The sequence below is a fragment of the Lentzea sp. NEAU-D7 genome (genome assembly GCF_026242055.1).
In the GTDB taxonomy this organism is placed as follows: Bacteria; Actinomycetota; Actinomycetes; order Mycobacteriales; family Pseudonocardiaceae; genus Lentzea.
Genome location: NZ_JAPJDL010000006.1, coordinates 119,691 through 142,581, shown reverse-complemented (window position 1 = coordinate 142,581; position 22,891 = coordinate 119,691). Strand labels below are relative to the sequence as shown.

The 22,891-nt window shown below is 69.9% G+C and carries 15 protein-coding genes; 8 read left to right on the top strand and 7 right to left on the bottom strand.

Annotated features, from left to right (window positions below):
- Positions 1-6: 6 nt before the first annotated feature.
- Together ORI60_RS14790 and ORI60_RS14785 are read right to left on the bottom strand one after the other, a co-directional pair.
- Positions 7-930 (bottom strand): ATP-binding cassette domain-containing protein, encoded by a 924-nt coding sequence (locus ORI60_RS14790; RefSeq protein WP_266037789.1) that lies wholly within the window; start codon positions 928-930, stop codon positions 7-9.
- Positions 923-1,534 (bottom strand): TetR/AcrR family transcriptional regulator, encoded by a 612-nt coding sequence (locus tag ORI60_RS14785; protein WP_266037787.1) that lies wholly within the window; start codon positions 1,532-1,534, stop codon positions 923-925. Before ORI60_RS14785 ends, ORI60_RS14790 begins: the two co-directional genes overlap by 8 nt.
- Positions 1,535-1,786: 252 nt before the next feature.
- Here ORI60_RS14785 and ssb point away from each other — a divergent pair, with 252 nt between their 5' ends.
- The 6 genes from ssb (at position 1,787) to ORI60_RS14755 (ending at position 14,751) form a co-directional block, all read left to right on the top strand.
- Positions 1,787-2,179: a single-stranded DNA-binding protein gene (gene ssb / locus ORI60_RS14780; protein WP_266037786.1), complete on the top strand. Its 393-nt coding sequence runs from the start codon at positions 1,787-1,789 to the stop codon at positions 2,177-2,179.
- A gap of 262 nt (positions 2,180-2,441) precedes the next feature.
- Positions 2,442-4,118: an energy-dependent translational throttle protein EttA gene (gene ettA / locus ORI60_RS14775; RefSeq protein WP_266037785.1), complete on the top strand. Its 1,677-nt coding sequence runs from the start codon at positions 2,442-2,444 to the stop codon at positions 4,116-4,118.
- Positions 4,119-4,136: 18 nt separating this feature from the next.
- Complete coding sequence (locus ORI60_RS14770; protein WP_266037784.1) at positions 4,137-8,162, top strand: hypothetical protein; 4,026 nt, start codon at positions 4,137-4,139, stop codon at positions 8,160-8,162.
- Between the two features lie 381 nt (positions 8,163-8,543).
- The gene (locus ORI60_RS14765; RefSeq protein ID WP_266037783.1) at positions 8,544-13,487 is read left to right on the top strand and encodes an NAD-glutamate dehydrogenase; all 4,944 of its coding nucleotides are present in this window, start codon (positions 8,544-8,546) and stop codon (positions 13,485-13,487) included.
- A 213-nt stretch (positions 13,488-13,700) separates the two neighbouring features.
- Positions 13,701-14,132: an acyl-CoA thioesterase gene (locus ORI60_RS14760; RefSeq protein ID WP_266037782.1), complete on the top strand. Its 432-nt coding sequence runs from the start codon at positions 13,701-13,703 to the stop codon at positions 14,130-14,132.
- Positions 14,125-14,751: a hypothetical protein gene (locus ORI60_RS14755; protein WP_266037781.1), complete on the top strand. Its 627-nt coding sequence runs from the start codon at positions 14,125-14,127 to the stop codon at positions 14,749-14,751. The genes ORI60_RS14760 and ORI60_RS14755 overlap by 8 nt, the downstream gene beginning before the upstream one ends.
- 67 nt (positions 14,752-14,818) lie before the next feature.
- Here the strand turns inward: ORI60_RS14755 and ORI60_RS14750 are convergent, their stop codons facing one another.
- From ORI60_RS14750 to ORI60_RS14735, 4 genes are all read right to left on the bottom strand, one after another.
- The gene (locus ORI60_RS14750; RefSeq protein ID WP_266037780.1) at positions 14,819-16,411 is read right to left on the bottom strand and encodes a glycoside hydrolase family 13 protein; all 1,593 of its coding nucleotides are present in this window, start codon (positions 16,409-16,411) and stop codon (positions 14,819-14,821) included.
- 57 nt (positions 16,412-16,468) lie between these two features.
- Entirely contained in the window at positions 16,469-16,852 is a 384-nt protein-coding gene (locus tag ORI60_RS14745) for a globin (RefSeq protein ID WP_266037779.1), read from the bottom strand.
- A 118-nt stretch (positions 16,853-16,970) separates the two neighbouring features.
- Entirely contained in the window at positions 16,971-17,861 is an 891-nt protein-coding gene (locus ORI60_RS14740) for a mechanosensitive ion channel family protein (RefSeq protein WP_416234405.1), read from the bottom strand.
- A 33-nt stretch (positions 17,862-17,894) separates the two neighbouring features.
- Entirely contained in the window at positions 17,895-19,991 is a 2,097-nt protein-coding gene (locus tag ORI60_RS14735; protein WP_266037778.1) for a prolyl oligopeptidase family serine peptidase, read from the bottom strand.
- A gap of 152 nt (positions 19,992-20,143) precedes the next feature.
- On the opposite strand from ORI60_RS14735, the gene ORI60_RS14730 reads away from it, so the two are divergent.
- Positions 20,144-20,812, top strand: coding sequence for an HNH endonuclease (locus ORI60_RS14730; RefSeq protein WP_416234404.1), 669 nt, complete (start codon positions 20,144-20,146; stop codon positions 20,810-20,812).
- 18 nt (positions 20,813-20,830) lie between these two features.
- Here ORI60_RS14730 and ORI60_RS14725 read toward each other — a convergent pair whose 3' ends face one another.
- Positions 20,831-21,295: a DUF2345 domain-containing protein gene (locus ORI60_RS14725; RefSeq protein ID WP_416234414.1), complete on the bottom strand. Its 465-nt coding sequence runs from the start codon at positions 21,293-21,295 to the stop codon at positions 20,831-20,833.
- A gap of 378 nt (positions 21,296-21,673) precedes the next feature.
- Here ORI60_RS14725 and ORI60_RS14720 point away from each other — a divergent pair, with 378 nt between their 5' ends.
- Positions 21,674-22,876 (top strand): MFS transporter, encoded by a 1,203-nt coding sequence (locus ORI60_RS14720; protein WP_266037776.1) that lies wholly within the window; start codon positions 21,674-21,676, stop codon positions 22,874-22,876.
- Positions 22,877-22,891 lie beyond the last annotated feature (15 nt).

Here is a 22,891-nt window from a genome sequence, read left to right as displayed (position 1 = left end):
TTCCCCCTAGTTCGCGGCGAGAGTGAGGTAGACGTCGTCCAGAGTCGGCTCCTTGAGGCCGATTTCGTGCGCCTCCAAGCCGTTGTCGTCCAACGCGCGCACGACTGTCGCAAGGTCGCGTGACGCGCTGACGGGCGTCGTGAGCGTGAGGCCCTCCGCGACGGGGCTGAGCCCCACGGAGTTGATGGCCTTGAGCGCGACGTCCACTTCGGACACCGAGTCGAGCGTGACGGTGACCGTGCGCTGGCCGACCTGGGCCTTCAGCTCGGCCGAGGTGCCGGACGCGACGACCTTCCCGTGCGACAGCACCGTGATCGAGTCGGCCAGGCGGTCGGCCTCGTCCAGGTACTGGGTCGTGAGCAGCACGGTCGTGCCGTCCGCGACGAGCTTCTCGACGATCTCCCACATCGCGAGGCGGCTGGCCGGGTCGAGGCCGGTGGTCGGCTCGTCGAGGAACAGCACGCCGGGGTTGCCGACCAGGGACGCGGCGAGGTCGAGGCGGCGGCGCATGCCACCGGAGTAGGTCTTGGCGTTGCGCTTGGCGGCGTCGGTGAGGTCGAACTGCTCCAGCAGGTCGTCCGCGCGCGAGTGGGCCTGCTTGCGGCCGGCGCCGAGCAGGCGGGCGATCAGGACGAGGTTGTCGTGGCCGCTGAGCTGCTCGTCGACGGCGGCGAACTGGCCGGTCAAGCCGATGCGGCTGCGGACCTCGTGGCTCTGCTTCACGACGTCGAACCCCGCGACCCTCGCGGTGCCGCTGGACGGGGGCAGCATCGTCGTGAGGAGGTTGACCAGCGTGGTCTTGCCGGCGCCGTTGTGGCCGAGAAGGCCGAGAACGGAGCCCTTCTTCGCGGTGACGCTCACGCCGTCGAGCGCGTTCACGTCGCCGAACTTCTTGCTCACCTCGTGGGCTTCGATCATGAGCTCAGACATCTGTTCCCCCTGATTCGAGTGCTCCGTGCAGGAACAGCTCCACGATGGCGGCGGGTTCGGCGGCGGTCTGGCCGAAACCCGGGCCCATGCGGTTCGTGAAGACGGCGCCGAGCAGCATCCGGCCGGCGAGGTCGGGGCTGACGCGCAGCTCCGCGTCGCCGAACAGGCCGGCGATGGCGTCGGACAGCCGCTGCATGCCGATCGGCGGTCCCTTGTGCTTCTTGTGGTCCTCGTGGCGCGGTTCGTAGCCGGACTCGCGCAGCGCGCCCATGACGCCCCACATCCGGTCGAGGTAGCCGCTGAACGCCGCGACTCCCGCGGTGAGCCGCTCTTCGAGTGGCACGTCCGCCGGGATCGCCTCGATCCGCGCGACCTCTTCGTCCGACTCCAGCGCGCGTTGGATGCACGCGTCGAGCAGCTCCGCCTTGTCCTTGAAGACGCGGAACACCGTGCCCTCCGCGATCCCGGCCGCGGCGGCGATCTGGCTGGTGGTGACGTTCGCGCCCGTCTTCACGACGAGCGGCAGCGTGGCCTGGACGATCGCCTCGCGGCGATCTTCCGGGCTCATCGCGGGGGCGCGGCGGCGGCGTGGTTCCTCTGACACGTCCGCAACTGTATGAGTGAGTACTCACTCATGTCAATGAGTGGGCGCTCACTCACTCGTCCTGCTCCAGCGCCGCCCTAGCACGTGACCCCGACAATTCCGCGGTTGGCACCCGTTCAAGATCTCGACCTGTCCACACCCCGCGAGTTGTCCACAGATCCGCCGCCACCCCGCCCCGGTCACCCGCCTCCGGAGCAACCTGGACCAGAACCCCGCGACCTGGAGGCGAGCCCGATGTCCTGGAATTCCACCGTGATCACCGTTGTTGGCACTGTCGTCAGCGACATCACCTACAAGCACGGCGAGGACGGCAAGACGAACGCGTTCTTCCGCGTCAACTCGACCGAGCGCCGGTACAACACGGCGAACGGCGACTGGGAGGACGGCGAGTCGTTGTGGCTCGGCGTGTCGTGCTGGCGCAAGCTCGCCGACAGCGTGAAGACCACGCTGTCCAAGGGTGACCCCGTGATCGTCCAGGGCAAGCTGCGGATCCGTCATTACGAGAAGGACGACGTGAAACGGCAGGCGCTCAGCGTCGACGCGTCGCACGTCGGGCTGGACTTGAGCCGGGTGCAGTCACTGGGCTCCGCCCCGCTCGTTGAACCGCGGGCCGAAGATCTCGCCGAGGAACCCGTTCCGTTCTGAGCCGTTCGGGGCAACCCGGTCCCGGACTTCGGGAACCCACCCGATCCGGCGGTGTCGCCGGAGAAGAATGCACGTACCGAGATCCACGAAGAAGGAGGGAAGCTCGTAGATCGGGGCTGCCGAGGACCGATCGCCGAGAGTCGTTCACGTTCGAACGGAACGAGCTGGTCACCGAGTCGCGTGACGCTCGATCCAGGGGTGAGCGCCTGCTTGTCGGCGACCGAGGTCAGGAGCCTCTGGGCACCGCTCTACGATCGCCGCCATGGCCGAGTTCATCTACACCATGAAAAAGGTGCGCAAGGCGCACGGTGACAAGGTCATCCTCGATGACGTCACGATCATGTTCTACCCCGGCGCGAAGATCGGTGTGGTCGGTCCCAACGGCGCCGGCAAGTCGAGCGTGCTCAAGATCATGGCGGGGTTGGACACGCCGAACAACGGCGAGGCGTACCTGTCGCCCGGTTACACCGTGGGCATCCTGCAGCAGGAACCGCCGCTCAACGAGGAGAAGACCGTCCTCGGCAACGTCCAGGAGGGCCTGGGCGAGATCAAGGTGAAGCTCGACCGCTTCAACGAGATCGCCGAGCTGATGGCGACCGACTACTCCGACGAGCTGATGGAGGAGATGGGCAAGCTCCAGGAGGAACTCGACCACGCCGACGCGTGGGACCTCGACTCCCAGCTGGAGCAGGCGATGGACGCCCTGCGCTGCCCGCCGCCCGACGCCGACGTCACCAAGCTCTCCGGTGGTGAGCGCCGCCGTGTCGCGCTGTGCAAGCTGCTGCTGAGCAAGCCCGACCTGCTGCTGCTCGACGAGCCCACCAACCACCTGGACGCCGAGAGCGTCCTGTGGCTGGAACAGCACCTCGCGCAGTACACCGGCGCCGTCCTCGCCGTGACCCACGACAGGTACTTCCTGGACAACCTGGCCGAGTGGATCCTCGAGATCGACCGCGGCCGGACTCACCCGTACGAGGGCAACTACTCGACGTACCTGGAGAAGAAGGCCGAGCGCCTGGCCGTCCAGGGCAAGAAGGACCAGAAGCTGCAGAAGCGGCTCAAGGACGAGCTCGAGTGGGTGCGCTCCGGCGCCAAGGCCCGCCAGGCCAAGTCGAAGGCGCGTCTCGACCGCTACGAGGAGATGGCGGCCGAGGCGGAGAAGACCCGCAAGCTCGACTTCGAGGAGATCCAGATCCCGCCGGGCCCGCGTCTGGGCAACGTCGTGGTCGAGGCCGAGAAGCTCAAGAAGGGCTTCGGCGACCGGGTCCTGATCGACGACCTGTCGTTCACGTTGCCGCGCAACGGCATCGTCGGCGTCATCGGCCCGAACGGCGTCGGCAAGACGACGCTGTTCAAGACCATCGTCGGTCTCGAGAAGCCGGACGCCGGCGAGGTGAAGGTCGGCGAGACGGTCCTGCTGTCCTACGTCGACCAGAACCGCGGCGGCATCGACCCGAAGAAGAACGTGTGGGAGGTCGTGTCCGGCGGACTCGACTACATCCACGTCGGCAACGTCGAGATGCCGTCTCGCGCGTACGTCAGCGCGTTCGGCTTCAAGGGCCCGGACCAGCAGAAGCCCGCGGGCGTGCTGTCCGGTGGTGAGCGCAACCGCCTCAACCTCGCACTCACGCTCAAGCTCGGCGGCAACCTGATCCTGCTGGACGAGCCGACGAACGACCTGGACGTCGAGACCCTCGGCTCGCTGGAGAACGCTCTCGAGCAGTTCCCCGGCTGCGCCGTGGTCATCTCCCACGACCGGTGGTTCCTCGACCGCGTCGCCACGCACATCCTCGCGTGGGAGGGCACGGACGAGGACCCGTCGAAGTGGTACTGGTTCGAGGGCAACTTCGAGGGCTACGAGAAGAACAAGCTCGAGCGACTGGGTGCGGACGCCGCCAGGCCGCACCGCGTCACGTACCGCAAGCTGACACGGGACTGAGAGGGCAACGGCGACGTCGTGGCGGCGAGGGGCGAGACGCAGGCGAACGTCGAGGTGAGCACGCTGGTCGTGCCCGCCTGGATGCTGCGTTGGCGCGCACCCGAGCTCGCTCTGGTGCTGGGCGAGCGAGCGGTCGCGCTCGCCTCCACCCGCCGCGACGAAGCCGACCGCCTGCGTGCGGAGTCGCTGGTGGTCTTCGCGGGCAACCGCATGGGCCGCGGTGTCCGCTTCGCAGACAGGGCGATCGACGCCTTGAAGGCCGCCGAGGCCGCCGGTGAGTACGAGACCGCGTGGCTGCTGAGGGTCGAACTCGCGGCGTGCGCGCGGTCCGTGGGAGCCCCGCTGACGGGGTTCGCCGCGGTCACGCCGGTGCTCGAAGCGCCGGACGTGCCCGCGGAACTGCGGGCGTCCGCCCTGGTGCAGGCCAGCGAATGCCTCGTCACGGTCGGCCGCGGCGACGAGCCCACGCGGGCCCTCGCCGAGGCGGACCAGCTCTACGTCGCCGACACGACGCTCGACGACGACGCACGCCTGCTGCTGCGCGGCCTGATCCGCGCGGTGCAGGCCGCGCAGCACCGGCGGTGGGGTGATCTCGCCGCCGCCATCAGCGCCGCCCGTGAAGGCCTCGACCTGCTGAGCAGGTTCTCCGATCCGTGCGCGGACAGCGGCCAGGCCGCCGGCCGGCTCACGCTGGAGCTGGCGCTCTCGCTGATGGACGCGAACCGCCTGCTCGACGCGAGCGAGGTCGGCGCGCCGCTGCTCGACCTCCCGGTGCGTGCGCCGTCGGCGTCCTCGGTGGGGTGGTTGCGCCTGGCGCTGGCCACGCGCGTGCACCTGCCCGCCGGCAGGGTCGCGCTGGCCAGGGAGATGCTGCGCGAGGCGGCGACGAGCGCCGAACGCCACCAGCTCGACACGTTGCTGGCCGAAAGCCTGCTCGCTCTGGCCCACGTGCACGAGGTGTCCGGTGAACTGGCCGACGCGCTGACCGACCTGCGCTCCGCCCACGCAGCCGAACGCCGCCGTGCGCGCGCCGTCTACGCGGTGCGCGCCCGGCTCGCCGCCGAGTTCTCCGGCGTCCACCGCCAGCCCGCCGATCTGCACCAGCAGCTGGCGAGCGTGCTCCGGCCCGTCGAGGGCATGCAGGTGGTCACCGACGGCGTGCTGTCCGCCGCACTGAAGCAACAACTCCGGCAGTGGCGCCCGGTCCAGGTCCGCAAGGGCGACGGGCTGAAGGTCAAGCGCGTCCGGCGCGCTGCCGAAGACATGACCGTGGAAGGTTTGTCCGCGGCCCGACAACACGCCGCCGACCGGTGGCGCATGGTCCAGCCGTTCGGCGAGCCCGATGACAAGACCCCGGAAGCCGTGGAACCGCCACCCGCACCCCTGCCGTCATCCTCATCGTCTTCCTCCGACCGCACCGTCCCCGCCTCCGGCCTGATCGCGTCCGCGGGCGCGATGGTGAGCGGCCGCCGCCGCGCCGCCCGCGTGGCCGCCGGCGAGATCGACGACGACCGGCCGACCACCATCGCCGAAATCCCCATCACACCAGCACTTCCGGAGCCAGAACCCAAGCAGGAGCAGCCCGCGCTCAGCGTCGAGCAGGAGCGCAAGCGCAAGGTCGAGCAGCAGCTCATGGAGCTGCAGCGCGAGGCCCGCCGCCAGATCGAGGCGGAACGCCAGGCCCGCGCCGAACAACGCGCCCAGGCCGAACGCGAAGCCCAGGCCGCCGAGGAAGCCGCTCGCCAGGAAGCGGCGCGTGAAGAGGCCGCTCGCCAGGAGGCTGCCCGGCTGGAGGCGGCACGCCAGGAGGAGGCTCGTCAGGAGGCCGCCCGGCTGGAGGCGGCACGTCAGGAAGCGGCCAGGCTGGAGGCGGCACGCCAGGAGGAGGCTCGTCAGGAGGCCGCCCGGCTGGAAGCGGCACGCCTGGAGGCCGCCCGCCAGGAGGCCGCCCGGCTGGAAGCCGCCCGCCAGGAGGAGGCGCGTCAGGAACTGGCCAGGCAGGAAGCCGCGCGTCAGGAAGCCGTGCGGCAGGAGGAAGCTCGCCGCGAGGCAGCGCGCCTGGAGGCGGTCCGCCGCGACGTGGCCCGTCAGGAGGCGGCGCACCAGGAGGTCGCCCGCCAGGCCGTCGAACGCGAAGAGGCCGCCAAGGAAGCCGCCGCCCGTGAGGAAGCGGCTCGTGCGGAGGCCGCCGCGCGCGACGAGGCGTCCGGGTCGCAGTCGGAGAGCGTGCTGGACATGCTCAAGGCCAAGGGCCTGCGAGCAGGAGGCCGTCGCCGCGCCCGTGACGCGGAGCCGGAGTCCAAGACCCCGTCGTGGCGCGTGGAACCCCCGTCGGGCCTGCGCCAGGACGGTCCCGCCGCGGAAGCGTCGCAGAACTACTTCGAGGACTCCGGCATCTCGGCCCGTCCCGGCTACTACGGCGACCCGGCCTCCCCGGACAGCCCGGGCCGCTCGGGGCTCGCCGCGGCGTTCTCCCGTCCGCCGGCGGCCCCGGACTTCGGCCCCCACGTCGACGAGCCCGCGTACCCGCCGCACACCCCGGCCGGTGGTTTTCCCGCCGCCGCGGACCCGGACGAGCGCAAGCTGCCGGACCTGGACTTCAGCGGTCTCGACTTCAGCACCTCGAAGCCGAAGCCCGCCGCCTCCATCCCCGTCCCGCCCACGCCGGCGGAAGCCCCGGACGAGGAGCCGGAACCCGAGCACAAGCCGCTCCCGCCGATCCCGGACCCGATCCCGTCCGTGCCGGTTCCGGACGAGATCCCGCAGGCCCCGGAACGGGACCTGATGTCGACGACGTTCCTGAGCTCGGCGGACGTGGACGACGACTCGTCGGACATCCCGACGGCCCCGGTGCGCGTGCAGTCGCAGCCGGACCAGAGCCAGCCGGCGTTCGGCACCCAGACCAGCTTCGGCACGCAGACCACGTTCGGCACCCAGTCCTTCGGCTCCCCGCCGGGTTTCGGCTCCCAGCCGGAGCACAGCGCCGAGCCGGGCCACAGCGCCGATGCGGCGGCCCTCGGGGAGCAACCGGGCGAGCTGGTGCCGCCCGACCCCGACGCGCCGACGGAGAAGCGTTTCCGCGCGGTCGGCGAGCCCGACGCGGCAGGCGACGCCTCACGCACCACCTCGGCGAGCGAGTCCACCGGCCGGACAGGCCGCCCCAGCAGCCGCCGCAGGCCGAGCGACCTGAGCCTCGCCGACCTGCTGGCCGAGGCGCTGGTCGCCTACGAGACGGGCCGTCGCTCCGACGAGGAACTGCTCGAAGTCCCGGACCTGAGCGCCTCGGACTGGTCGGCGGCATCGCCCGAACCGGACACCACGCCGGGCCAGCCGGCCCTTCCCGCCGAAGCCGAGCCACTCGCCGGCACGGACACGGCGTCGCGGCACGGCGAGCCGTTCAGCGCGGCCACTGACCTCCAGACCGGCTCGGGACTGGGAGACGCTGCGGCCGGCTCGGACGCGTTCCCGCAGCCGGGTCAGCCGGGTGGCTCCCAGCAGGAGTCGGACGCGCTGTTCGGCTCGGGCCGATCTTTCGACGCGCAGCAGGACTCGGCGGCGTCGTCGGATGCGGTGTTCGGCTCTGGCCGGTCGTTCGGTGCGCAGGACTCGGCAGCTGATTCGTCGGCCTCGCCGGACGGGTTGTTCGGCTCGGGCCGGTCGTTCGGCGTGCAGGACTCGATGGCTGAGCCGTCGGCTTCACCGGATTCCGCATTCGGTTCGGGGCAGCGTTTCGGGGTCCAGCAGGATTCGGCGGCGGACACTCCGCCGAGCTCGGAGGCGTTGTTTCGTCCGGGTCTGTCCTTCGGCTCCCAGCGGGACTCGGAGGCAGCGGCACCGCCGGACGCGGTGTTCGGGACGGGCCAGCGTTTCGGCGTCCAGCAGCCGGTGAGCCAGGAGTCCTCGTTCCTCGCGGCGTCGACGCCGGAGTCCGCGCAGGAGAAGACCGGGCCGATCGCTCCCGTGCCGTCGGACAGCGAGACGACCGGTCCTATTCGTCCGTTCCGGGCGGACGGGCCTCCCGGCTGGACGCTGCCGGGGGCGTGAGGGTGGTCAGCACCACACCTCAAGCCTTGCCCAACCTCTCCTGCCCTGCGCGGGGCGAGGAGTCGCGCGAGCGGCTGCACGGCGACCAGCGGTGGGCGGGCTGGTGATGTCTTGCGGTTCGGCGGTGGTCACGACGCCGCTGGACCCATGATCGGATGAAAGCTGTGGACCGACCGGGTGTCGGGGCCGGCGGAGTTCGCCGGCGCCCGGTCGCGTCCACGGAGCGGAAACCCTTGTCGCCACTGATGATGTGACTCGATTCAGCCCTCGATTCAGTGGTCCGTCAGAGCCCCTCCCGTTGCCGGTGACGGCCGCCACCCCATCTAGGGTGGGGTCGGACCCGGCACACAGAGGTGCCGGATAGCGTGGAGTCGCCTGAAGATGACCTCGACTGGAGCCCCGACCCGAACCGACGACGTCTCCGCGGCCACCGCCGCGGGTGATGGCAGTCCAACGGCCAGTCCTGAGCAGGTCCGTGACGAGCTGATCGAACGGGCCGCCGCCAATGCCCCCGAACTCGCTGATCTGATCCGCCTCTTCTACCGGCACGTGCCCGCCGAGGAAGTCAACGACGACGACCCGGTGGACCTGGTCGGAGCGGTGCGGTCGAACTACCAGCTCGCCGAGAGCCGGGTTCCCGGACGCGCCGCGGTGCGCATCCTGAACCCGACCCGCGCGACCGACGGGTGGCAGTGTCCCGTCACCGTGGTCCAGGTCGTCACCGACGACATGCCCTACCTCGTCGACTCGGTCGCGTCCGAGCTGACGCGGGGTGGCGTGCAGGTGCAGCGAGTCGTGCACCCGATCGTCGTCGTGCGGCGCGACCCGGTCACCGGCGAACGCATCGAGGTGCTGCCGACCGCCGATCCGGCCGATCCGCCCGCCGACGCGCTGGCCGAGTCGTGGATGAACATCGAGGTCGACCTCATCACCGACCCCGACCGTGCCCGCGAGCTCGAGACGCGGCTGCTGTCGGTGCTGACCGACGTCCGCGAGGTCGTCGAGGACACCGACCGCATGGCCGCCACGGCGCTGCAGCTGGCCGAGGAGCTCGAGAAGGAGTCCTCCGAGGCCACCGAGGACGGCTCGAAGCTGCTCAGGTGGCTCGCGGACGGGCACTTCACGTTCATGGGCTACCGGCAGTACGAGCTGGTGCAGGAGGACGGCGAACCCGCGCTGCGGGCCGTGCTCGCGAGCGGTCTCGGCGTGCTGCGCCAGGACAGCCTCGCCGCGCGCAGCCTCACCGCCGGGCCGGACAACGGCGCGCAGGCGCTCAGCCCCGACCTGCTGGTGCTGACGCAGGCGAGCGCGCAGAGCAGCGTGCACCGCAGCGTCTACCCCTACTACGTGGGCGTGAAGACGTTCGACGCCGAGGGCAACGTCTCCGGCGAGCACCGCTTCCTGGGCATCTTCAGCACCACCGCGCTGCACGAGAACGTGCTCGACATCCCGGTGATCGAGCGCCGCGTGCGCGACGTGATCCACCGCGCGGGCTTCCCGCTGCAGTCGTACTCCGGCCAGCGGATGCTCGAGGTCATCCAGAACTACCCGCGCACCGAGCTGTTCTCGGTGGACGCCGAGACGCTCTACCAGACGACGACGGGTGTCATCGCGCTCGCGGAACGCCGCCGGCTGCGGCTGTTCCTGCGCCGCGACCCGTTCGGCCGCTTCTTCTCGTGCCTGGTGTACCTGCCGCGCGACCGCTACACGACGACGAGCCGCCTCGCGATGCAGGAGGTGCTGCTCGCCGAGCTCGGCGGGCTGAACCTCGAGTACAGCGCGCGCATCGGCGAGTCCGCGCTGGCCCGCGTGCACTTCATGGTGCACACGGACCCGGCGCGCACGCTGGAGCCGGACGTCCAGGCGATCCAGGCCAAGCTCGCCGAGGCCGTGCGCAGCTGGGACGACCGCATGGTCGAGGCCGTCGTCGGTGACAACGGCGAGCTCGGCGCCGAGTCGGCCACGGAGCAGGGCCAGCGGTTCGCCACGGTCTTCCCGGAGGCCTACAAGGAGGACTTCTCCGCCGCCACGGGGCTCGAGGACTACCGGCGCATCGAGGCCCTCGTCGAGGGCGACCTCGACATGGTCTTCTACGTGCCCGAGGACGCCGAGGCGGGGGAGCGGCGCTTCAAGCTCTTCGTGACCGGCGAGGGCATCACCCTGTCGGACGTGCTGCCGATGCTGCAGCGCATGGGCGTCATCGTGGTCGACGAGCGGCCGTACGAGATCGCGCGCGAAGACGGCGTGCAGTGCTGGATCTACGACTTCGGCCTGCGCATCGACAAGGCCGCGCTCGCCCAGCTGTCCGAGGAAGACCTCGACAACGTGCGCGTGCGCTTCCAGGACGCGTTCGCCGCCGTCTGGCGCGGTGAGGCCGAGGTCGACAGGTTCAACTCGCTGGTGCTGCAGGCCGGGCTCACCTGGCAGCAGGCAGCGATGCTGCGCGCGTACGCGAAGTACCTGCGGCAGGCGGGCACGCCGTACTCGCAGGACTACATCGAGGACGCCGTGCTCGGCCACACCAGCGTGGCCATCGCGCTGGTCGCGTTGTTCGAGGCCCGGTTCGACCCGCGGCTCGACGACGCCACGCGCGCCGACCGCACCGAGACGATGGTCGTCGAGACCGGCAAGCTGATCGACGACGTCACGAGCCTCGACGCGGACCGGATCCTGCGCAACCTGCTCACGCTGATCAACGCCACGCTGCGGACGAACTACTTCTTCCGCGACGCGGACGGCAACGCGCGGCCGTACCTGTCGGTCAAGCTCGACCCGCAGGCCATCCCGGACCTGCCGCAGCCGCGGCCGAAGTTCGAGATCTTCGTGTACTCGCCGCGGGTCGAGGGCGTGCACCTGCGCTTCGGCAGCGTCGCGCGCGGTGGCCTGCGCTGGTCCGACCGCCGCGAGGACTTCCGCACGGAGGTGCTCGGCCTGGTCAAGGCGCAGGCCGTGAAGAACGCCGTGATCGTGCCCGTCGGCGCGAAGGGCGGCTTCGTCGTCAAGAAGCCGATCGCCCCCACCGGCGACCCCGGCATCGACCGCGAGAACTTCATGTCCGAGGGCATCGCCTGCTACAAGATGTTCATCTCGGGCCTGCTCGACCTCACCGACAACCTGATCAACAACGAGGTCGTGCCCGCGCCGCAGGTAGTGCGCTACGACGCCGACGACACGTACCTGGTCGTCGCCGCGGACAAGGGCACCGCGACGTTCTCCGACATCGCGAACGGCGTGAGCCAGAGCTACGGCTTCTGGCTGGGCGACGCGTTCGCCTCCGGCGGCTCGATCGGCTACGACCACAAGGCCATGGGCATCACGGCCAAGGGCGCGTGGGAGAGCGTCAAGCGCTCGTTCCGCGAGCTCGGCGTGGACACGCAGACCGAGGAGTTCACCGTCGTCGGCATCGGCGACATGTCCGGTGACGTGTTCGGCAACGGCATGATGCTCTCGGAGCACATCCGGCTCGTGGCCGCGTTCGACCACCGGCACATCTTCATCGACCCGAACCCGGTCGCGGACACGTCGTTCGCCGAGCGCGTGCGCCTGTTCAACGTGCCGCGCTCGTCGTGGGACGACTACGACCGCTCGCTGATCAGCGAGGGCGGCGGCATCTTCCCGCTCACCGCCAAGTCGATCCCGATCTCCGAGCAGGCCCGCGTCGCGCTCGGGCTCGACGAGGGCGTCGTGAAGCTGTCCCCGCCGGAGCTCAAGAAGGCGATCCTGCTCGCGCCGGTCGACCTGCTGTGGAACGGCGGCATCGGCACGTACGTCAAGGCGTCGACCGAGTCGCACGGCGACGTCGGCGACAAGGCGAACGACTCGATCCGCGTCAACGGCGACGAGCTGCGCGTCAAGGTCGTCGGTGAGGGCGGCAACCTGGGCCTGACCCAGCGCGGCCGCATCGAGTTCGCGCGCGCTGGCGGCAAGGTCAACACCGACGCGCTCGACAACTCCGCCGGCGTCGACTGCTCCGACCACGAGGTCAACATCAAGATCCTGCTGGACCAGCTGGTCCGGGAGGGGTCGCTGGAGCAGGTGCAGCGCAACGAGGTCCTCGCGGAGATGACCGACGAGGTCAGCGACCTCGTGCTGGCGGACAACTACTCGCAGAACAACGTCCTCGGCGTCAGCCGGGCGCACGCGGCCCCGATGCTGTCGGTGCACGCGCGCCTCACGGCCGACCTGGAGGCGCGCGGCGCGCTCAACCGCAAGCTGGAGGCGATGCCGAGCGCGGCGGAGTTCAAGGCGCTGGAGAAGAACGGCGCGGGTCTCACGTCGCCGGAGCTCGCCACGCTGCTCGCGTTCACGAAGCTCACGCTGAAGGAAGAGCTGCTGGCGAGCGACATCCCGACGATCGACACGTTCACCCGCAAGCTCCCGGACTACTTCCCGAGCCTGCTGCGGGAACGCTTCGGCGCCGCGATCCCCAACCACCCGCTGGCACGGCAGATCATCACGACGGTCGTCGTGAACGAGGTCGTCGACGGCGGCGGCATCTCCTTCGCCTTCCGCCTGGCCGAGGAGATGAGCGCGTCGGTGACGGACGCGGTCCGCGCGTACGCCGTGGTCACCCAGGTCTTCGACCTGCCGTCGATCTGGCGCGAGATCGAGGCGCTGGACACCGCGGTGCCGACGGACGTCCAGGACAGCATGGTCCTGGAGACCCGCCGCCTGCTGGACAGGGCGTCCCGCTGGCTGCTGTCGAACCGCCCGCAGCCGCTCGCGGTGGGCTCGACGATCAACCGCTTCCGCGGCGTGGTCGAGCAGCTCAGCCCGTTCGCCTTCGAGCTGTTGCAGGGCAAGGAACTGGACGTCGTCGCGGGCAAGGCGGACCGGTACGTCGAACAGGGCGTCCCGGCCGAGCTGGCCCGCAAGGTGGCCGCGCTGCTCTACATGTACGGCCTGCTCGACGTCACCGAGATCGCCGAACTGGCCGAACGCGAGTTCGGTCCGACCGGCGGAGCGGGCCCGGAGCGCACGCACCGGGAGACCGCCGAGCTGTACTTCGCGCTGTCCGACCACCTCGACATCGACCACATGCTGGACTCGGTGACGAGCCTGGAGCGGGGCAACCGCTGGCACGCGCTGGCGCGGCTGGCTCTCCGCGACGACTTCTACTCGTCGCTGCGGGCCATCTCCGTCGACGTGCTGAGGGCGAGCGACGAGGGCGACACGGCCACCGAGAAGATCTCCAAGTGGGAGCAGGCCAACGCCTCCCGCCTGGCCCGCGCGCGTGGCGCGCTGGAGGAGATCAACCGGGTCCACCAGCTGGACCTCGCGACCCTGTCCGTCGCCGCCCGCCAGGTGCGGAGCATGGTCAGGTAGGAGCACGAACGAGAACCGGGGCGCCGCGGAGTCACTTCCGCGGCGCCCCGCTTTCGTCAGGGGCTGCCCGACCACGACCAGCAGCGCGACACCGACCGCGATGGTCGTCCCACCGCGGCGTGGGAGGTGGATCGAGTAGCGAGAGCTGCCTGTCGGTTCTCAGTCGTCCGGTGTGGAGGTCCTGTGCGCGCCGGTCAACGGTAGGGTCCCTGCATGGGTGTCTTCGTCACTGGTGTGCGGCCTCGATGGTCGGACATGGATGCGTTCGGTCACGTCAACCACGCGAACACGGTGACGTTGCTCGAAGAAGCCCGCATCGAGCTGCTGTTCACCGAGGCCGCCCGCCACGGCGTCAAGGAACTGGCCGAGGGCATGGTCGTGGCGAAGCTCGTGGTCGAGTACCTCGCGCCGATCGTGTTCACCGGCGAGAGCATCGTGGTGGAGATGTCGGTGCGGGAGCTGAAGTCCGCTTCGCTGACGCTCGACTACGTGGTGCGCAGCGGCCGTGAGGCGGACAGCCCGGTGGTGGTCAGGGCGGAGACGCTCATGGCGCCCTACAACGTGACGACAGCGCGACCGCGCCGGCTCACCGAAGCCGAGCGCGACTTTCTCGCCGGGTGGCGGGCAGGGGGAAATGGTGCCTGAGCTGGTGTTGGCCGATGCGGCCGAGAGAGACGACCTCGGGGCGTTCGCCGCGCGGGCCGTGCGGCTCGACGCGCAGTCCGTCGTGCGGCTGCGCAACCGCGACGAGGAGCTGCTCGACGCGTGGGTGGCCACGCCGTTCGACACGCTCGCGACGCGAACCGTTGCGGGACAAGCGACTCCGGCGGACGTCACGGTGTCCGGCTCGGAGCTGCTGACGGGCCTCGCGGTGATGCGCGACGAACGCATCGATCCGGGCCCCGCCAAGGACCTGATGTGGCGCTCGGCCCTGCCGCCCGCCGAGGGCTGGCTGGTGGTCGACCGGCTGCCGGTCGAGGTCGTCGCGAAACTGGCCGACGAAGGCGTCGAGGTGGCGCGGGAGAACACCGGCCCGCAGGGCACACCGCCCGCCTCGTTGCTGGACCAGACGGTGATCACCGTCAGCGGGTCCGGACTGGACGTCAAGATCCCGCTGCGGGTCCTGTTCGCGTTGTCGGGCATGGGTTTCCTCGGCGAGGACGGTGACGTGCGGGTGACCGCGACCGACTCGTGGGTGCGGATCGACGCCCGGTACGGCGCGGTCGTCCGGCGCCGCCACTCCATGCTGCCGCTGCTCGTCTGACTCTTCCCAGAACGCGGAACAGCGCCCCGGGCCACGGCCTGGGGCGCTGTTCCGCGTTCGCCAGAACTCAGACGAGCCAGACCGCGGTGTCCGGCGGCAACTGGTCGCCGTCCATCGGACCGGACGACAGCAGCACCTGGCCGGGAGGCAGCGGCACGGACGCGCCCGAGGTGTTCAGGGCGCAGATCAGCCCGCCGCCCTTGCGCCGGAACGCGAAGCAGCCGGCCGGGGCGCCGTACCACTCGAGCTCCTCGCCGGCGAAGCCCGCGTTGGACTTCCGGTGCTCCAGCGCCTCGCGGTAGAGCGAGAGCATCGAGCCCGGGTCCTCCAGCTGCGCCTCGGCCGTGAGGTGGTCCCACTCGTTCGGCTGCGGCAGCCAGGTGTTCACGGCCGTGGAGAACCCGAACGGCGGGCTGGTGCCCTCCCACGGGATCGGCACGCGGCAGCCGTCACGGCCGCGCTCGGTGTGGCCGGAACGCTCCCAGGTCGGGTCCTGGAGGGCCCAGTCCGGCAGCTCCACGTTGGGCAGGCCGAGCTCTTCGCCGTTGTACAGGTAGATCACGCCCGGCAGCGCCAGCTCGACCAGCGTCATCGCGCGGGCCCGCTGCTCGCCCAGCGCGCCGCCGCCGTAGCGGGTCACGTGGCGCACCACGTCGTGGTTCGACAGCGTCCACGTCGCGGGCGTGCCGGTCAGGGCGACCGCCGCCAGCGAGTGCTCGATGGCCGTGCGGACGGCGTCGGCGTCGAAGCCGGCCTCGACCAGCCGGAAGTTGAAGCCCAGGTGCAGCTCGTCGGGGCGGACGTAGGCGGCGAAGCGCTCGTCGTCCTTCACCCAGATCTCGCCCACGGCCATGGTGCCGGGGTAGCCGTCCATGACCTTGCGGATCATGCGGTGGATCTCGTGCACGCCGTCGTTGTCGAAGCGCGGGTCGTGCACGTCGTCGGACAGCACGCCCGGCACCTGCGTGCGGATCTCCATGTCCTGCAGGCCTTCCGGCTTGGCCATGCCGTGGGCCACGTCGATGCGGAAGCCGTCGACACCGCGGTCCAGCCAGAAGCGCAGCGTGCGCTCCAGGTCGGCGCGGACCTCCGGGTGCTCCCAGTTGAGGTCGGGCTGCTCCGGCGCGAACAGGTGCAGGTACCACTGGCCGTCCGGCACTCGGGTCCACGCGGGGCCGCCGAAGACGGAGACCCAGTTGTTCGGCGGCTGCGAGCCGTCGAAGCCGCGGCCCTCGCGGAAGATGTAGCGGGCGCGCTCCATGCTGCCCGGACCGGCCTGCAGGGCCTCCTGGAACCACTCGTGCAGGTCGCTCGAGTGGTTCGGGACCAGGTCGACCGTCACCCGGATGTTGTGCTCGTGCGCGTCCGCCACCAGCCGGTCGAACGCGGCCAGGTCGCCGAACAGCGGGTCGACGTCACGCGGGTCGGCCACGTCGTAGCCGTGGTCGGCCATCGGTGAGCGGTAGAACGGGGTGAGCCACAGGGCGTCGACCCCGAGCAGTTCCAGGTAGCCGAGGCGGGAACGGATGCCGTCGAGGTCACCCACGCCGTCGCCGTTGGAGTCGGCGAACGAACGCACGTAGACCTGGTAGAAGACGGCGTCACGCCACCAGGCGGACTCTTCGGCGATCTCAGGGGTGAGGTCGGAGGATCGGCGCACGGGGGGTCATCCTGCCATTCGTCTCGCTGCTAAAGGACCCGAACGGGTGATGGGCGGTCAGGACCAGCTGTTCATCAAGCTGTTCGCGGCCATCTCCATGTAGTCCCAGAGCTGCTTGCGGTGAGCCTCGTCCAAGCCGGCCTCGTCGACGGCGATCCTCATGCAGCGCAGCCACGCGTCCCGCTCGATCGGGCCGATCTTGAACGGGACGTGACGCATCCGCAGCCTCGGGTGGCCCCGGTTGTCCGAGTAGGTGTGGGGTCCGCCCCAGTACTGCATGAGGAACAGCCGCAGCCGCTCCTCCGCAGGTCCGAGGTCCTCTTCGGGGTAGAGCGGGAGGAGGATCTCGTCGGCCTTCACCTCTTGGTAGAAGCGCGCGACGATGCGGTGGAACGTCTCCTCGCCACCGACCTGTTCGAAGAAGCTCACGGGGTTTCCCACGTACCCATCCTGACTCACGAGGGCCACCGCCTGCAGGCCGCCCCGGCTGTTGGCTCCGCCATAGCGTTGTGAACTGGCAGGACGCCGGATGATCATCGTCTCGAATGGGTGTTCTAACTCACTTGGCGGTGAAGCCCGCTTCCTCGAGCGCGGGCATCAGCTGCGCGCGCAGGTTGCGCTGGACCGCCCACTGACGGCCGGGGCGCGTCTTCGCGGTGACCCGCAGGGTGATGCCCTCCGGCGTGAACTTCTCGACGCCGAGCACCTCGGGCTTGGCCGTGATGTCCGCCTTCAGCGGGTCCTTGTCGGCCACCTCGGCGACCGTGCGCTCCAGCACCCCGGTGGCCTCGGCGAGGTTCGCGCCGTAGCTCAGCGGCAGGTCGACGACGGCGATCGCGAAGCCCTGCGACGAGTTGCCGACGCGCAGGATCTCGCCGTTGCGGACGTACCAGACCGTGCCGCCCGTGTCCCGGATCGTGGTGGTGCGCAGCGCGACGGCCTCGACGGTGCCGGTGGCGGGGCCGAGGTCGACCACGTCACCGACGCCGTACTGGTCCTCCAGCAGCATGAACATGCCGGCGAGGAAGTCCTTCACCAGGTTCTGGGCGCCGAAACCGATGGCGACGCCCAGGATGCCCGCCGAGGTCAGGATCGGTGTGATGTTGATGCCCACCACGATGAGGATCTCGAGGAACGCTATTCCGAAGATCAGGATCGTGACGATGGACTTCAGCACGGAGCCGATCGTGCGGGCGCGCTGCTCGCGGCGCTCGGAGATGAGGTTGCCGAGCGCCTGCGGTGCGCGTTCCCGCAACGGCTTGAGCAGGCCCGGCTTCTTGCCCTGCTTGCCGGGCGTGGTGATCCGGTCGATGACCTTGCGCAGCATGGCCCTGATCACGAACGCCGCGATCAGGATCAAGATGATCTTGATCGCGCCCGCCAGGATCGTGGGGCCGTACCTCTCGAAGAACTCGACCGCCTGCGCGGTCTTGTTCGCGGCGTCATCCACAGGACTCGTCGCCAACACGTTGGTCGTGCCCTCCTACAACTCCATGCCGGTGGCATTCGCGAGAAACGTCAGCTGGTCCACGGCGAGAGCCACCGTCCGGCTGACGGACCGGCCCGCGTGACCGACCTCGGTCTCGCGGCGGATCAGCACGGGGTGCTTGGTCGGATCACTGGACGAAGCGTGCTGCAGTGCCGCGCACATCTTCCTGGCGTGGTTGGGGTCCACACGAGAATCCGACTCGAACACCGTGAACAAGACCGAAGGGTACTCAACGTCCGTTACCACTCGGTGATAAGGAGAGTAGGAGAGCAACCAGCCCAGCTCCTCGGAAACGCTTGCGCTGCCGTACTCGTCGGCCCACAACCGTCCGAGCAGGAACTTCTCGTAGCGCACCATGTCGAGCAGTGGCGCTGAGCACACCACCGCCGCGTAGAGCTCCGGGCGCTGGGTCAGCGCGGCGCCCACCAGCAGGCCGCCGTTGGAGCCTCCCATGATCGCCAGCTGCTGAGGCGTGGTCCACCCGTCGCGGACCAGGCGCTCCGCGGCGGAGTGGAAGTCGTCGAACACGTTCTGCTTGTTGGCGCGCATGCCGGCGACGTGCCAGTCCTCGCCTTCCTCGTCACCGCCGCGCAACGACACGTGCACCCACACACCGCCCGCCTCGACCCAGGCCAGCGTGGTCGCGCTGTAGCCGGGACCGCGGCCGATCGCGAAGCCGCCGTAGCCGGTGAGCAGCGCGGGACGGGGCAGGTCGGGCTTCTGCTCGCCGCTGACCACGAACATCCGGACCGTCGTGCCGTCCTTGGACGTGTACGCGATCTGCTGGGTCGTCACGGCGGGCAGCTCGACGCGGCCGGGCGCGGCCTCGTGCAGCACGGTCTCGCCGGTGGCCTTCGAGAACCGGAACACCGACTGCGGCGTCACGAAGTCCGTCCACCCGAACCAGAGCGTGTCCTGGTCGTGGGGCGTGTGGACGTCCACAACGGACATGCCGTGCAGCGAGCCCGTGCCGGGCAGCGGGATCTCCTGCCTGTGGGCACCGGTGGCGGCGTCGTGCAGGTGCAGTTCGGACACCGCGTGCCTGGTGCGCAGGACGACCAGGTCGCCGTTCAGCCAGCGCACCCCGTCGAGGACCGAGTCCTGCTCCTCGGCGATGAGCTCGGTCCACTCGGTGGGGTTCGCCGGGTCGGCCACGCACAGCCGCTGCCGGGGCGCGCCGTGGTTGGTGTGCAGGTAGAGCCTGCCGTCGGGGGCGACGGACGCCGAGCACTGCACGCCGGCGTCGCTCAGGACCACGGGCACGAGCGCGCCGTCGCCGTGCAGGTCCGCGATCCACACGGAGTCGTGCTTCAGCGTGCTGGGGGCGCCGCTCACGACCAGCCAGCGGCCGTCGTGCGAGAGGTTCAGCGAGTAGTAGAAGGTGTGTGCCTGGTCGTCGCCGTGCACGTTGAGGTCCGTGTCCGGGTCCGTGCCCACGCGATGACGCCACACGCGGCGGTGGAACAGCTTCTCGTCCTCGGGGAGCAGGGCCGGGTCGAGCTGGCGCACGTAGTAGAACTCCTCGCCACCCGGCAGCCAGCCGATGGAGGAGTAGCGGCACCGGTCGATCGGGCCCTCGATGTGCTCGCCGGTCGCGACGTCCATGACGTGCAGCAGCGAGTGCTCGTTGCCGCCGACGGACACCTGGTACGCGAGGCGCTCGCCTTCGAGGCTGGGGGACCAGCCGTCCAGGGTGGTCCGGCCGGACGGGTCGAGCGCGTTCACGTCGAGGAGCACGCGCTCGGAGCCGTCGCTCTCGCGCACCACCACGACGGGATGGTCCTGCTCGGGACCGCGGCGGGTGAAGAACGCCCTGCCCGCGCGCCAGGTCGGCGTGGAGACCGAACCGGTGCGCATCAGCTCCCTGAGGCGCTCGCCCAGGCGCGCACGGCCGGGCATCGCGTCCAGCCAGGAACGCGCGAGCACGTCCTGCGCCTGCGACCACTCCGCGGTGCGGGGGTCTGCCGTGTCCTCGAGCCAGCGGTACGGGTCCGCGACCTCGCGTCCGTGGATCTGCTCGACGAGGTTGAGCCGCTCGGCGATCGGGTAGGCGATCGTCGCAGGCAGTGGAGTGGAGGGTGCCTCAGTCACCTTGTCAAGAGTAGCGGGCTCTTGAAAACCATCTCCGATAGGGAGCTGGTTCACCCCGGGTTCGATCACACATCCATGACGCGTCACTTATCACACGTGATTTTTTCCTGGTAAGTGTGGTCTCCTATGGCTGAACCGGTGGAGGTGGTCGCGTGCCAGACCGACAACCGACCCCTATCGGCGGCTCGTCACCAGGCGAGACGGCGCCGACGGTCCTCCCATGCCGAAATCAGCCCGAGTTGCGGGCGGTACCGCATGTGGATCGAGACGGGGGAGGTTCCGGTTCGATGCCGGCGGTCTTCCCCTGGGGAAGACGCAAGGTCCTGCTGCTCAACGCCACGTTCGAGCCGCTCACGGCGTTGTCACTGCGCCGGGCGGTCGTCCTCGTGGTGTGCGGGAAAGCCGAAGTCGTGCACGGAGACGCCTCCGGGCTGGTGCTGCACTCGTCGAAGTCCGAGGTGCTCGTGCCGTCCGTGATCCGGCTGAGCTCCTACGTCCGCGTGCCTTATCGCGGTCGCGTGCCGATGACCCGTGCCGGGCTCATGCACCGCGACCGTTATCGCTGCGCCTACTGCGGCGGGCGGGCCGAGACGATCGACCACGTCGTGCCGCGCTCGCGTGGCGGACCTCACACCTGGACCAACTGCGTCGCCTGCTGTGCGAAGTGCAACCACCGCAAGGCGGACAAACTGCTGTCCGAGCTGGGCTGGCGGCTGCGCGTCGTTCCCGCGGCGCCGCGTGGCCCGCACTGGCGGCTGCTCGCCGGGGTGGCCGAGGCTGATCCGCAGTGGTTGCCGTACCTGGGTGAGCCGGCGGCCTGATCCGCCGTTCGAACCGGGTCAGGCCGCGAGGGAGAAGTCGTTCTGACGTGCGGTGATGCGCACGGAGTCCTGCTGTGCCGTGATGCGGACCGAGTCGTCCATGGTGATGCGGACGCTGTCCTGCTCGGCGGTGATGCGCACCGAGTCGTCGTGGGCGGTGATACGCACGCTGTCGTCCATCGTGATGCGGACGGAGTCCTGTGCCGTGATGCGGACGCTGTCGTCGTGCGCGGTGATGCGCACCGAGTCGTCCATCGTGATGCGGACGGAGTCCTGTGCCGTGATCCGGACGCTGTCGTCGTGGGCCGTGATGCGGACGGCGTCGTCCATGGTGATCCGGACGGAGTCCTCACGCGCAGTGATCCTGACCGAATCCTGCTGAGCGGTGATCCGAACGGAGTCTTCACGCGCAGTGATCCTCACGGAATCGGCACACGTGATCCTGACCGAATCGCTCGCCGTGATGCGCACGGAGTCCGTCATGGTGATGCGGACGGAATCGCGGGCCGTGATGCGCACCGAATCGGCCGCGGTGATCCGAACGGAGTCGTCCATCGTAATCCGGACGGAGTCACTCGCGGTGATACGCACCGAATCGTCCTTGTAGCTCGGAAGAGTGAAGGTCACGGCCTGGGGGCGGGTCATCGTGAACATTTTGTGTCCTCCAGCTCGTTCGGGGCGGGTGCGCAAGACCCGTATAGGTGAAAAGCTAAGAGCTGAGTGATCCGGGAACAAGACCCCAAACCGGCACCCGTTCGCCTCCGACCGGGTGAGGCCTGACCGGGTGTAACCGCTGCGCCGCACGAGAGCACTCGTTGGCCCTACTGGCCGGTATGGACACGCTCTGTAGCGTTCGATCTGATGGAACGTGACATGCGTCATACGGCAAAAGGCGTGCGTGGACGGGGTTTCCGAGCGCTCACCGGGGCTTGGGCGGTGTCGCTCGTCGGCGACGGCGTGCGTGTCGTCGCGCTGCCCTTGTTCACCGCCGCCAGCACCCGCAGTCCACTCGCGGTGTCCGCCGTGGCTGTCGCGCTCACCCTGCCCTGGCTGCTCGTGGCGCTGCCCGCGGGCGCCCTTGTGGACCGCCTGAGACCGAGAACCGTTGTCGTCGTGGCACATTGGCTGCGCGCCGGGGTGACCGGACTGCTCGCGCTGGCGGTCCACACCGGACACGCGACGGTCGTCGTCTTGTGCGCCACGGCTTTCGTGCTGACCTCCGCGGAGACGTTCGCGGACTCGGCCTCCCAGGTGCTGCTGGTCGAGCTCGCGGGGCCGGACGAGCTGGAGGCGGCCAACGGCCGGTTCGTGACGGTCGAGACGATCGGCATGGACCTCGCCGGCCCCCTGGCCGCCGCGGTGCTCTTCTGGTGGGCCCCGGCGGCCTGTTTCGCCCTCGACGCGCTGTCGTTCGTCGTCGCCGCGGTACTCGTGTCCCGCGTGCCGGACGTCGCTCCCGAACGCTCCGGGAGCGATCTTCGCGGACAGCTGGCCGAGGGTGCGCGGTTCCTCTGGCGCACTCCAGGCCTGCGGTCACTGGTAGTTGCCGTTGCAATCACAGCTGTCTGCGCCGCCGCGATCAACGCCATGCTGGCGCTCTACTCCATCCAGGTACTCGGCCTCGCCGAACCGGTGGTTCCGTTCCTCGTCGTGTGCATGGCGGCGGGTGCTCTGCTAGGCGCCCGGCTGTCTCCCGCGCTCGCGGCGCGGTGGGGTGCCGGGCGGGTCATGGTCGGGTTCCTCGCGTTGCTCGGCGCCGCGTTCGCCTTGTTCGGGCTGACGCCGTGGCTGGTCCTGGCGGTGCTCGCGTGCGTGCTGTTCGGCGTGGCGTCCGCCGGCTGGAACGTGCTGTCCGCGACGCGGCGGCAGCGGCTCACGCCCGGGCCGATGATGGGCCGTGTGACCAGCGCTTATCGGGTGCTCGCCTGGGGGCTCTCCCCGCTGGGCGCGGGCCTCGCCGGTCCGCTCGCCGACGCGACGTCGCTGGGCACCGTCTACGTCGTGGCGGGCTCGATCGTGGGATTGACCGCGATCTTGCTGGCCCGGCCGCTCGCGCGCGGCTGAGTTCGGCTACCGTAC